The organism is Alphaproteobacteria bacterium (assembly GCA_019695395.1).
GTDB lineage: Bacteria > Pseudomonadota > Alphaproteobacteria > JAEUKQ01 > JAIBAD01 > JAIBAD01.
Genome location: JAIBAD010000016.1, coordinates 25,454 through 38,065, shown reverse-complemented (window position 1 = coordinate 38,065; position 12,612 = coordinate 25,454). Strand labels below are relative to the sequence as shown.

The 12,612-nt window shown below is 30.7% G+C and carries 15 protein-coding genes; 10 read left to right on the top strand and 5 right to left on the bottom strand.

All coding sequences use genetic code 11. From position 1 onward, the window contains the following. The first annotated feature begins 493 nt into the window (after positions 1-493). The 3 genes from K1X44_04310 (at position 494) to K1X44_04300 (ending at position 2,582) form a co-directional block, all read left to right on the top strand. Positions 494-1,111, top strand: coding sequence for a hypothetical protein (locus K1X44_04310; GenBank protein MBX7146516.1), 618 nt, complete (start codon positions 494-496; stop codon positions 1,109-1,111). Positions 1,112-1,185: 74 nt separating this feature from the next. Beyond that, positions 1,186-1,980, top strand: coding sequence for a hydroxyacylglutathione hydrolase (gene gloB / locus K1X44_04305; GenBank protein MBX7146515.1), 795 nt, complete (start codon positions 1,186-1,188; stop codon positions 1,978-1,980). Next, on the top strand, positions 1,977-2,582 hold the full coding sequence (locus tag K1X44_04300; GenBank protein ID MBX7146514.1) for a glutathione S-transferase family protein: 606 nt from the start codon (positions 1,977-1,979) through the stop codon (positions 2,580-2,582). The genes gloB and K1X44_04300 overlap by 4 nt, the downstream gene beginning before the upstream one ends. 20 nt (positions 2,583-2,602) lie before the next feature. Here K1X44_04300 and K1X44_04295 read toward each other — a convergent pair whose 3' ends face one another. Beyond that, positions 2,603-4,027 (bottom strand): alpha/beta fold hydrolase, encoded by a 1,425-nt coding sequence (locus K1X44_04295; GenBank protein ID MBX7146513.1) that lies wholly within the window; start codon positions 4,025-4,027, stop codon positions 2,603-2,605. A 176-nt stretch (positions 4,028-4,203) separates the two neighbouring features. Between K1X44_04295 and phaR the strand changes: the two genes are divergently transcribed. Further along, positions 4,204-4,812 carry a polyhydroxyalkanoate synthesis repressor PhaR gene (gene phaR / locus K1X44_04290; GenBank protein MBX7146512.1) on the top strand — a complete coding sequence of 203 codons (609 nt, stop codon included), beginning with the start codon at positions 4,204-4,206 and terminating at the stop codon, positions 4,810-4,812. Positions 4,813-4,837: 25 nt separating this feature from the next. Continuing rightward, positions 4,838-5,608, top strand: coding sequence for an alpha/beta hydrolase (locus K1X44_04285; GenBank protein MBX7146511.1), 771 nt, complete (start codon positions 4,838-4,840; stop codon positions 5,606-5,608). Positions 5,609-5,611: 3 nt separating this feature from the next. Here the strand turns inward: K1X44_04285 and K1X44_04280 are convergent, their stop codons facing one another. Continuing rightward, positions 5,612-6,064, bottom strand: coding sequence for an Lrp/AsnC family transcriptional regulator (locus K1X44_04280; protein MBX7146510.1), 453 nt, complete (start codon positions 6,062-6,064; stop codon positions 5,612-5,614). Positions 6,065-6,180: 116 nt separating this feature from the next. Between K1X44_04280 and K1X44_04275 the strand changes: the two genes are divergently transcribed. Beyond that, a complete protein-coding gene (locus K1X44_04275) occupies positions 6,181-7,251 on the top strand; it encodes a saccharopine dehydrogenase NADP-binding domain-containing protein (protein MBX7146509.1) in 1,071 nt (356 codons plus the stop codon). Between the two features lie 18 nt (positions 7,252-7,269). On the opposite strand, the gene K1X44_04270 is transcribed toward K1X44_04275, so the two are convergent. Then, positions 7,270-7,713 (bottom strand): nucleoside deaminase, encoded by a 444-nt coding sequence (locus K1X44_04270; protein MBX7146508.1) that lies wholly within the window; start codon positions 7,711-7,713, stop codon positions 7,270-7,272. 220 nt (positions 7,714-7,933) lie between these two features. On the opposite strand from K1X44_04270, the gene K1X44_04265 reads away from it, so the two are divergent. Genes K1X44_04265 through rsmD form a run of 3 tightly spaced genes read left to right on the top strand, consistent with a single transcriptional unit; the run spans position 7,934 to position 10,003 of the window. Beyond that, the gene (locus tag K1X44_04265; GenBank protein ID MBX7146507.1) at positions 7,934-8,647 is read left to right on the top strand and encodes a gamma-glutamyl-gamma-aminobutyrate hydrolase family protein; all 714 of its coding nucleotides are present in this window, start codon (positions 7,934-7,936) and stop codon (positions 8,645-8,647) included. A gap of 15 nt (positions 8,648-8,662) precedes the next feature. Further along, a complete protein-coding gene (locus K1X44_04260; protein ID MBX7146506.1) occupies positions 8,663-9,409 on the top strand; it encodes an rRNA pseudouridine synthase in 747 nt (248 codons plus the stop codon). Between the two features lie 9 nt (positions 9,410-9,418). After that, on the top strand, positions 9,419-10,003 hold the full coding sequence (rsmD, locus tag K1X44_04255) for a 16S rRNA (guanine(966)-N(2))-methyltransferase RsmD (GenBank protein ID MBX7146505.1): 585 nt from the start codon (positions 9,419-9,421) through the stop codon (positions 10,001-10,003). A gap of 15 nt (positions 10,004-10,018) precedes the next feature. Here rsmD and K1X44_04250 read toward each other — a convergent pair whose 3' ends face one another. Beyond that, positions 10,019-10,510 carry a hypothetical protein gene (locus tag K1X44_04250; GenBank protein ID MBX7146504.1) on the bottom strand — a complete coding sequence of 164 codons (492 nt, stop codon included), beginning with the start codon at positions 10,508-10,510 and terminating at the stop codon, positions 10,019-10,021. Between the two features lie 387 nt (positions 10,511-10,897). Between K1X44_04250 and K1X44_04245 the strand changes: the two genes are divergently transcribed. After that, on the top strand, positions 10,898-12,121 hold the full coding sequence (locus K1X44_04245) for a multidrug effflux MFS transporter (GenBank protein MBX7146503.1): 1,224 nt from the start codon (positions 10,898-10,900) through the stop codon (positions 12,119-12,121). An 82-nt stretch (positions 12,122-12,203) separates the two neighbouring features. Here the strand turns inward: K1X44_04245 and K1X44_04240 are convergent, their stop codons facing one another. Continuing rightward, a complete protein-coding gene (locus K1X44_04240; GenBank protein MBX7146502.1) occupies positions 12,204-12,602 on the bottom strand; it encodes an MAPEG family protein in 399 nt (132 codons plus the stop codon). Between the last annotated feature and the right edge of the window lie 10 nt (positions 12,603-12,612).

Here is a 12,612-nt window from a genome sequence, read left to right as displayed (position 1 = left end):
TTTTAGATATAATTTTTTGCCTCATAAGCATGTCACAATGAGCTCGAGAAGCTATTATATCATAGTGACATAACCTTTGGTCTTCATGGATCGAATTATTAATTAAACTCATAATAGGTGATTCTATTTTATTAAAAATTTTATTTCTTGCAGGATTATTGATTTTAGCCATTATTTATCTTTCAAATTCACAATAGGAACATCTAATAAACTTTATTTTAAGTTAAAATATACTTTAATAATTTAAAAATCTTCTTTATACTAAAGTAGCTGTAAGATTTTTAAACTAAAAAACTTGCTTTTTTATTAAAAATCAGGTTATAATTATATAGTATTAGTATATTTTTTATAACTTGCTGATCATTAATTATTTTATTACATTATTTTTTGATAGATATTTTACTAGACTTAAAACCTTTACTTTTATTATATTAATTTAATTTTTAAATATATTTTTATTATCTATTTTTAATTTATTCGGGATGTTGTTTTAATGACAAACATTTTTAAATTTTCTACCTTCTCATTTTATATTCTTATGTCTTTAAACATAAGTCTTTTAATTAATTCTCCAAGCTATGCTGTCGATAAAGATTCAGGTCGTGACAATGAATCCAGAAGCGGCGAGCAGGACCCATTCGCAGGAAAAGATTTAGATACATTAAAAAAAGCTTTAGATGATGTTATGCAAAGTGGTGGGATTTATATGCGTGAAGATGGTCCTCTGTCAGGATATAGTTTAGGTGGTGCTACAACACCTAACAGTAATAATCCTAATCAAGATATAAACACCAATAATACTAGATATAGTCTTTCAAATCTTCCTGATTTTAACGAAGTCATGGAAACTTTGCAAAATTTACGACTTCATAAAAAATTATTAGCAGAATCACAAGCAAAAAAAGAATGGTTACCTGTTAAAGAGACGGATAAAATTACAGAAGATTTAAAAAAAGCCAAATCTATTGTTGAGCAATATAAATTAGCAGTTAATAGTAAAGCTATGCCGAGATTTTTGGAAATCCAACTTGTCAATGAATTAAGCCAGGTTCGTTTTGCCGTTGCTGTATTATTAACCCAAAATTTATCAAATAGACTTGGAGCTGAATAATAATTTTCAGCTCTTATCTTTATTATCCTAGATTCCGATAGTAACTCGTAATAATTTCTGTAGAATAATCTTTTATGATTATTCGTATTATTCCATGCGCTATCAATAATTATGCGTATCTTATTTATGATCCGACCACAGCTATTTGTATTGCTATAGACCCTACTGATGCTGGCTCAGTTCTTGCAAAAAGCAATAAATTAGGCTGGCATATTAATTATATAATTAATACACATCATCATCATGACCATACAGGTGGTAATTTAGAAATACAAAAAATCACAAATTGCTCAATCTTGGGATATGCAGATGATTGGGAAAGAATACCAGGTATAACCCAAAAACTATTTTCAAATCAGAAAATCAGTTTGGGCAATTTAAAATTAAAAATTCTCTTTATCCCCGGTCACACTTTAGGACATATTGGGTTATGGTTTTATGAACATAACAATTTCTTTTGTGGTGATACATTATTTAGCCTAGGGTGCGGAAAATTATTTGAAGGTACTATCCAAGATATGTGGAATTCTTTAAATAAAATACGTAATCTTCCAAAAGAAACTAATATTTTTTGTGGGCACGAATATACAGAACACAATGCGTGTTTTGCTTTAAAAATTGATCCCCAAAATACTTACCTTTATGAACGTTTTACAAAAATAAAAATTTTAAGACAACATAATAAACCCACCATACCTGTATCCTTATCTGATGAATTATTAACTAATCCTTTCCTGCGTGCAGATTCTATTGAGATTAAGAAACGCCTAGGCTATACTATGGAAACTGATCCTTCTGTTGTTTTGTTAAAATTAAGAGAGTTAAAAAATATTTTTAATCAAAATCCCAATTTATCAACCGTATTATGATTAAATTACGTACATCAAATGCAAGTCCTTATGGCCGAAAAGTTATGATAACTATTTTGGAAAACAAACTTGAAAAAAATTTAGAGATATTACCCCCCGTTACAGAAAACCCTGATAAAGGTATTTGTCCTGAAAATCCTTTGGGTAAAGTTCCAACTTTAATTCTTGGTAATGGAAAGATTCTTTATGATTCTGCTGTAATATGCGAATATCTTGACCAAACAGCATTACAAAAACTTTTTCCTAAGCCAGGTCCCAATAGGTGGTTCGCATTAAGAATGCAAGCTCTTGCAGATGGTATTATGGATGCTGCTGTCTTATGCAGAATGGAAGAATATATGAGACCACCCAATTTTTATTGGGAAGGTTGGGTTAATATGCAAAAAAATAAAATCCACCAAAGTTTAGAGTTTTTGGAAAAAGAAATAGATAGTTTTTTGCATCCTCCAACTATTGGTGAATTTTCACTAGGTGCTGCACTAGGTTATTTAAACTTTAGATTTGCGCATGACACATGGTATGAAAATAGACCCAATTTAAAAAAATGGTTTGTCAATTTTTCTGAACTTCCATCAATGAAGACAACAGAACCCCAAGACTAATATATTTCTCTATAGATTGATTAGATATGAGCAGATATCCATGTAGATAATTTGCTTTTCAATTTTTTTGACATTTTAGTTGACGTTATCATACCTATATGACCTGTTTCAATTTTAAACAATTCTGCTTTATTTAATTGATACGCTAATTCCACTGCACCCACTGGGGGCACGATATAATCATGCGTAGGTACGATTATAAGAGCAGGTATATTAAGTTTTTTTGGATTAATATACGTATTACCAATTTTCCATTTACCTAATGCAGGCTGATTTTTTTTATACCAATTTTCAAAACATTCTAAAGCGACAGATTTAACTAAAGGGACTCCATCATTTAACCAATCTTCTAACATCACAAATTCTTGAGCTTTAGGGGATAAAGAATCTAATGTTGAAAAATAAATAAACTTTTCAATAATTTGAAATGGTCTAGGAAATGAAAATAGCAATTGAAGATAATCCACAGGCAATTCATCACATGTTAAAATAATTTTCTTAATAATTGGTATGAAGGTATGTACCATATCTTTTTGCTTTTGATCTTTATGAAAATCCCATGGGGTTGCCATACAAATAAGCCCAGCAACTCTTTCCTTTTGTCGTATTGCTAATGCCGTTGCTAAAAGCCCACCCATACAATACCCCAAAACAAAAAATAGCTTTTTCTTACTTTTATTTTTATTTAAAAAGGTCAAAAAATATTCTAATCGCTGAATATAATTTTCTAGGGTAAATTTTTTTTCTTCTTGACCTGGACATCCCCAATCTACAAGCAAGGGCCGAAACCCTTTAGAAGCTAAAAAACGAACCAAACTTTGTTTTTGGGAAAGATCTAAAATATAAGCACGATTAATAAGAGAAGGTATAATTAAAATAAAAGGTCCTGCATTTTGCGGTGCATAATCTAGAAGCATTGTTGTACCACAAGAAGTAATTGTTTTGGGTATAGTAAGATTCCGCTTATATCGAGAAGCGTGATAAGCAGATATGCCTTTTAAAAAATTATGATATTTTACATGGCAAATTTTTATAAATTTTTCATAATCGGCTATACGAAATTTATTTTTTAATTTTTGATTTTTGGCATTTATACTCTTTACAATTTTAGTAAAAATTTGGGTATTGTTTGCATCAATGAATTTGTAAAATACCAAAAAATTATCTAACCATCCAAGCCATAGCAATGCTAAAATCATATGGTATATTAAGGGGCGCGGCCCTGAACGTATATGCGTATTCTGTTTTTCATTGGCTGTTTTATGGGCCTGATAAATTAAATTTTGAAATTTTTGGTCATGCAAAAAAAAATTTAACCAATATTTGATTAAATTAGGATTTTGCAACAAAGTAGTTAAATAATTTTTCCATTCATCAAAAATTTTTTGATCATTAGAATCCTTTTTTGATATAATCTTTTTTTGTTTTAATATTTTTTTCTTCATTGCCAAAATTAACTTTTTATAACAAATTTCCTATACTATTTATAAGGTTATTTTATATTATAAATGTATTGTCATTTTATCTTAGCAGATTATGATAGTATATAAGTGAAATTTATGCTGCTTATAAAATAATATTAAATTTATCCTTATCATTTCTAAATAAAAAGATACGATTCATGAATTCTGGCAATTCCAAAACAAGTAAATCAATTATTATTAAAAAATATGCAAATAGGCGTCTTTATAACACAAATACCAGTAGCTATATAACGCTTGAACATTTATGTCATATGGTAAAAAATAATATTGAATTTACTGTTCTTGATGCCAAAACAGAAGAAGATATAACCCGAGCTGTTTTAACACAAATTATTGTTGAAGAAGAAAATAAAGGACAAAATCTTTTACCTATTAGTTTTTTACGGCAAGTAATCAGTTTTTATGGAGATAATCTTCAATTTCTTCTTCCTCGTTATTTAGAACAATCAATGTCAACTTTCGTTGGACATCAAGAACAAATACGTCAATATATGAAAAATGCATTTGGTAATTTATTTTCATTTTCTGGATTTGATGAAATTGCAAAACAAAATAATTCTTTTTTTGAAGGTGCTTTAAAAATGTTTTCACCTTTTGACAAATTAGATAATGAACAAAATAAAAATGTATCTAAAAATGATGAAACAAGTAATCAATTAAATTTATTACAACAACAAGTTCTTACCTTAAAGAAACAAATTGAAGAATTGAATAAATCATCCGTTTCGAAGAAAAAAAATAAATAATTATATATTCTTAGATAATTATCCTTTGTCATTTAATTTTACTGATATTTTACCTCAAACCAAATTGTCCTATGAATATTTGCCAGGATCGAGCCCCGGCATAGTTTATTTAAATGGCTTTTATTCAACAATGATGGGATTAAAAGCTAGCACCTTACAAAAATTTTGCCAGAAACAAGGGCATCAATTTTTACGCTTTGATTATCGTGGTCATGGTCTATCAGATGGATGTATAGAAAAATTATCTATCAAGGAATGGTTAGAGGATACATTATTTTTATTAGATTATATTACAAAAGGCACCCAAATTTTAGTAGGGTCTAGTATGGGCGCATGGATTATGATTTTAGCGACATTATTACGTCCACAAAAAATAGTTGCCAATATTGGTATATCAGCAGCCCCAGATTTTCCTGTAAAACTCATTCTTCCTTCATTATCTCTTGATCAAAAAATATCTCTTGAAAAAAATCATTGCTTTGATTTTTTTTCACCTTACTCTTTAAAACCTTATAAAATATCCAAATATTTTTTGGATCAATCTAAAGATTTTGTTATCTTAAAAAGTTCGAATAGTAATTTTAATTTAGCTTCCCTTTCTCAACCTTTTACCCTATTTCATGGATTAAATGACCAAGAAGTACCATGGGAATTATCCTTAGAAATATTAAATCAAATTTCCAATCATGAAAATAAATTAATTATGTTTAAAGATGGGAACCATCGTCTTTCTGAACAACATCATCTAGATGCATTGATTAATGAAGTTAAAAAATTGATCCATAAATTTTCTTAAAATCTATTTTTTTTCAAATTTTTTACTTAATAAAATTGATGAAATGGTTTTCGTAATACCTGGTAACTTACCAATTTTGGTCAGCAGATCATCTAATTCATTAGTCGTATAAGCCACAACTTCAGCTGATAAATCATAAAGACCACTTAATGTATGAAGTGAAAGAATTTGAGGATAAGCTTGAAGTAAGGTAACTGTTTTATCTTGGAATTTTGATTCTATATTGATTAAAACTAAAGCGCGCAAAGGATAATTTGTTTCTATCGTTCTTCTTAAAGTATATCCTTCGATAATATTTAATCGCTCAAGACGCTTTATCCTTGCCTGCACAGCAGTTCTCGAAAGGTTTAATTCTTTAGCTAATAAAGTAATTGATAATCTTGCATCATTGGTTAAAAGGGCTAAAAGTTTTTCATCAATTATATCAGTTAAATTTTTTGTTAAATTTTTTGTCATATTTATCTTTCAAATTGACTATTTTTTTAATAAAAAAGTCATTTTGACATCTATTAATAGTCAAAAATCACCATTAAGTATAGAAACATAAATATTATTTAATCAAGGAAATAAGCATGAATAAAATTATGATTCTGGGTGCTGGTAAAATTGGCAGTGCCATTATTGATATATTTTCAACAAGTAAAGATTATGATATTACAATTGTTGACAATAGCCCTGAATTTCTTGCCCTTATTCCTGACGGAAAAATTAAAAAGCTTGTTTTAGACGTTAAAGATGAAAACGCTCTAAACCAAGCTATGACAGGACATCATTCTATTCTAAGCGCTTTACCTTTTTTTCTGAATCCTGCTGTTGCCAGGGCTGCAAAAAACGCTGGATGTCATTATTTTGATTTGACAGAAGATGTTGCAACGACGAAAACAGTACGCCAATTGTCCCAAGGTGCTAATACGGCATTTGTACCCCAATGTGGTCTTGCCCCGGGTTTTATTAGCATTGTCGCCCACCATCTTACAAAGAAATTTGATCGTTTACGTGATGTAAGAATGCGTGTAGGTGCTCTCCCACAATTTCCTGTTAATGGATTAAAATATAATCTAACGTGGAGCACAGATGGATTAATTAATGAATATTGTAATCCTTGTGAAGCTATTTATGAAGGTAATTTTACTGAAACTATAGCTCTAGAAGGATTAGAAAATTTCTCCCTTGATGGGATCGATTATGAAGCCTTTAATACCTCGGGTGGGCTTGGTACTTTATGTGAAACACTTGAAGGAAAGGTACAAAGTCTTGATTATAAAACCGTTCGTTATCCTGGACATCGCGATATTATTAAATTATTATTAGATGATTTACGTTTACGTGACAAAAGGGACCTATTTAAAGATATTTTAGAAACTTCCATTCCTATTACACATCAAGATGTTGTTCTTATTTTCGTTACAGTAAGCGGATGGCAAAATAATCGTTTGACTCAAGAAACTTATGCAAAGAAAATCTATGCCAAAGAAATTAATGGAAAATTGATGAGTGCCATACAAATTACAACAGCCGCTGGAATTTGTGCCTTAGTTGATTTATATGCACAAAATAAACTTTTATCCAAAGGGTTTATTAAACAAGAAGACGTAAGTTTAAATGATTTTTTAGATAACAGATTTGGTAAATTTTACACATAATATTTTACCAATTATTTTTTAATAAAAACCCTGGACTTTATTTCTTTTATTTAGAAAAAAACTTTTTAACAATTTTTTTGCTTCACTTTCATAGATACCACCATAAATTTCGGGTTTATGATGGCAACTTGGTTGATCAAAAAATCTAACTCCATGTTCTATTGCACCAGCTTTCGGATCATAAGCGCCAAAATAAATACGTCTTACACGGGCTAATGACAAAGCCGCTGCACACATCGTACATGGTTCGAGCGTTACATAAAGATCCATATTAAAAAGATGCGTAACATTCGCCATCTGTAATACTAAAAGTTCAGCATGAGCTATAGGATTATTATCTTCTTTTACTCTATTACCTGCTTTTGCTACAATTTTAGACTTTAAAACATCAACTAAAACAGCACCCACAGGAACCTCATCTTGCTTGGCTGCCAATTTTGCTTCTTCCAAGGCAACCATCATAAAATCAAATTCTTTATTTTCTACCATTATACTATTCACTTAAATTCTTATAATTTGATTAATAATCTGCTATAGTTTTTTCTTAAGATATATAATTTACAACTTGTTTACACCAAATGACTAATATAATTTTAGGTTATATCTTGTATTTTCATCGGCAAAGGTATAATAATATTATAATAAAAACATCTTAGAAGTTATTTGATTTTCGAGAATTATCATGACACTCCCTGTAATTGGACTTACACTAGATTCAGAAAATAACGGCGGATATTCTGCTCTACCTTGGTATGCATTGCGCGAAAATTATTGTAGTGCTGTCGTTCAGGCAGGTGGATTACCTTTTCTCCTTCCTCATGAACCTGAAAAAGTTGATGATTACATCGATCATATTGATGGGTTAATTGTTACAGGTGGAAATTTTGATGTTGATCCTAGTTTATTTGGTGATAAAACAAAACATCCAACAGTTAAAACTAAAGACCGACGTACCAGTTTTGAATTTAAAATTACCCAAAAAGCTTTAGAAAAAAATATCCCTATATTAGGTATATGCGGTGGACAACAATTATTAAATGTTGTTCTTGGTGGTACACTTATCCAACATATTCCTGATGAAATTAAAAATTGCTTACAACATGAACAACCTAATCCACGTACTGAACCTGGGCATAATGTTTCTGTAACATCGGGAACGTTACTTCATAAAATTTGTGGGCAATTGCAATTCCCAGTTAATAGTGCTCATCACCAAGCTGTTAAATCTGTATCTTCTTCTGCTGTTGTTAATGCTTTAGCACCAGATGGTGTTATTGAAGGAATTGAAAGTAAGAATCATCGCTTTTGTCTTGGGGTTCAATGGCATCCTGAATATCATATCAGCGATGCAGATAATAAAATTTTTGATGCTTTTATTAAAGCTGCCAAAAATTAATATAACTATTTTAATGTGTCAATTGATCTACCACAACGTATTGCAAAATATTTAGCTTATTTGGGTTTTTGTTCAAGACGCCAAGCAGAAATTTTAATTTCTCAAGGACGGGTTGTTGTTGATAACAAAATACTTTTAAACCCTGCTGTTAAAGTATCTTCAAAAAATAAAATTCTAATTGATAACAATCCTGTTATTGTACCATCTTCTATAAAGACACGTTTATGGAAAGCTTATAAACCAAGAGGGGTCCTTGTTACGACACAGGATCCTAAGGGAAGGCCAACCATTTTTAATACTTTAGAAAAGAAAAGTTTACTCCCCCGCGTCATATCTGTAGGAAGACTTGATATAAATTCTGAAGGTTTAATTCTTTTAACCAATAAAGGTGAAGTTGCAAGATGGCTGGAACTACCATCAACAGGTTGGGCGCGGTGTTATCAAATACGAGTATATGGTCATATAACGCAATCTATGTTGGATGACCTTGCAGAAGGTATTGTAGTAGATACCATACATTATAAACCTATTTTTGCAAAATTAGAGCGTCAGTTAAAAAGTAATAGTTGGATAACAGTGACCTTAAATGAAGGAAAAAATCGAGAAATAAGAAAAATTTTTTCTTACTTAGGATGCCAAGTTAATAAGTTAATTCGTCTTTCTTTTGGACCCTTTGAATTAGGGTCTTTAAAACCTAACCAATACGAAGAAATATCTGCAAGTATTTTACATAAACATTTACCATCTAAATTATGGAAATAGTATAAATATATGCGCATTATTTCTGGAATCAATAAGGGGCAAAAACTTTTATCTCCACAAATAAACTCTATCCGTCCTACATCAGATAGAATTCGTGAATCTATTTTTAATATCATTACATATATTAAAAAACCAGATGATAGCCCCTTTTTATTAGAAGGCAGTAATGTTTTAGACTGTTTTGCGGGAACTGGTGCACTTGGATTTGAAGCTTTATCCAGAGGTGCTTATTCATTAACTTGTCTTGAAAATGATAAAAATTCTTGTGAACTAATATATAAAAATGCTTTAAAATTATCCCAAGAACAAAAAACATTCATTTATCATTATGATGCAAGTCATATTGGCGATTCTACCCTTAATCCTATCAATCCATATAATTTAGTTTTTATGGATCCCCCTTATAAAAAGGGTCATCTTATTGGACCAACTCTTCAAGGGTTATACAAAAAAAGTTGGTTAGCTCTTTTTAGTCTTATTATAATCGAAACACATAAAAATGAGAAAATAAATTGGCCTTTACATTTTTCTGTTAGTAAAGAAAAAATTTATGGCCAAACAAAGATAATTTTTCTTTATTTGACCATAAAATAAACTATTTAAGAGAATTTATTCTTGATTTTCTCTTAATGTATTAAAAAGTTGGTCACGTGCCTTAATTAACTTAGTACGTGCAGCTATTTGTTCTGGCGCTGCAACATTACCTGCTGCTTCTTCGGCTGCAAATTCTTTTAACATTTTGTTAGAAATTTCTAAAGCAACTAACCCTTGATTAAAACGATCTTGGGTTCCATCGTTATTCCTAGTTAAATAGTTTGCACCATTAACAACCAACTGAATTTCATCTGGCGTACGAAAATAATAATAATTTGATCCTTTTGGTAAATTATTTTCTTCTTGATCATATGCTACACTAGAACGTTCTTCCCGCGTAGGACGATCATGCTGATCTCTTGAAACAGGTTCAGTAATTGGAGCTTCTGGCTCCTCAGGTTCAGGTCCTGGCCCAGGCCCACCATAAGTAGCAGAATAGGAACCAACCAATAAACCCATGCTTGCCACAAAACATAGCAAAGATCTAAATCGTGTTATTTGTTCCATTATCTTGTTCCTTCCCATATAACCTTATACCTTAATAATATAACTGATTCTTAATTAAATTCAACCTTTTAGCTTTTAATCTATCTAAACCTATCCTAGTTAATTATAGTATTTTTTAATTAATATACTATTAATAAACTCAAATATTGTTTAAAATAAATATTTCTTTTTATAATTAAGCTTAATATATGATAAATATATTAAGAATAAGTTAAAAAAATATAAATTAATTAGCTTATCCGTTAATCTGTTCTTTAAATATTCTGTTTTAAATAGTTTTATTCACTAATTCCTGCCTTAATTAACAATGATTCCTTATATTTGCCTATATTTTGACCGTGTTTTGGTACAAACAATCGATTCTACGGTATATGAAAGATACTCCTTATGACAACCTATCGTTCTAAAAGTCTCATCATCTTAATTTTGGGTATTTTAATAACGGTCAATCCTTTCTCTATAGATATGTATTTACCAGCGTTTGATTCTATTGCTAAAGATTTGCATACAACCAATTCCATTTTATCCCTTACCCTTTCTAGCTATTTTATTGGGATTGCCATGGGGCAACTTTTTTATGGCCCTTTATTGGATCGTTTTGGACGTAAGAAACCGCTTTGTATTGGTCTTTGTATTTATATAATTGCATCCTTGGGATGCCTTTTGTCACAAAATGTAGACCAATTAATAGTGCTACGTTTTTTACAAGCCATTGGGGGTTGTGCTGCCCAAGTGACTGCCATGACAATGGTACGCGATTTTTTTCCCATTGAAGAAAATGCCAAAATATTTTCTTTGCTCGTCCTTGTGTTAAGTGTATCACCACTCCTTGCTCCTAGTATTGGTAGTTTTCTAGCTCTTTGGCTTGGTTGGCAATCAGTGTTTGGGTTATTAATTATTATTGCCGTGCTAATTTGTATGATGGTTATTTTGTTTTTACCTAAAGGTTATCAGCCAGATGCTTCTATATCTTTGCGATTAAAACCAATTTTTTATAATTTTCTTCAAATTTTATGTAATCAACAATTTTTAACTTTTGCCTTGGCAGGTGCTTTATCTATGACAGGGTTATTTGTCTATATTGCATCATCACCAATAATTTTTATGGAAGTATTTAAGGTCAATAGTACCATCTATGGATTCATTTTTGCCCTTTTATCTTTGGGTTTTATAGGATCCAGTCAGATAAATGCCCTTATATCTAAACGGTTTTCTATCCATCATGTTTTCAAAGTTGGGATTACGGCACAAGTTTTAATCGCCTTGTTCTTTTTGCTTGGAATTGCAAATCAATGGTACAATATTTATGTAACTTTTTGTTTTATTTTCTTTCAATTAGCTTGTTTGGGACTAACGTACCCAAATGCAGCAGCTATGGCAATTGCCCCCTTTACCCGCAATATTGGAAGTGCATCTGCTCTCTTAGGTTTTTTACAAATAGGTACGGCTGCTTTGGTTTCATCTGGTATCAGTTTGATAAGTTCAACAAATAAAATATTGCCACCTGCTATTTTAATGGCAGCTATGCCATTAATCGGTTTGTGTATTTTATTATTTGGTTTGCGGTATTTTACGCCAAGTATGAGCCCAACATCGCAGCCCGATCGCTAAATTTTAAATTAATAAATATTTACAAAAGAGAATTTAAGTTTTTACGATATAAAAACTTAAATCCTTCTTTCTGAGTGTTTCTTTAAAAAGCTTGCAAAAGCGTATAGGCAAGTACCATCTGGCAAGCAAAACCAACAGCAAAAGCTAAGGTTCGAAGAACTGGTATGCCTAAAGAATAGACAATAAAGTGAACCAATCGCGCAAAGAAATAAATCATTGCAGCAGAAACAGTTACGGGTGAGCTAATCCCCGCAATATGTACCATTAAAATCAAAGGTGCAAAAATAACCAAATTTTCTACAGCATTCTTATGGGCATTTATCATACGAACTGCCCAGCCAGATTTGGGTTTTATCTCCATATTTGGGTTAGCAAGTGTCGGCCAAAGACCCAATTCACCTATACGATTTAAAACATATGGTACCCAAAATAAAGCTGTCATTATAAGTGTGGCCAAAAGCCAATATAGTTCTAATTTCATAAATTTCTCC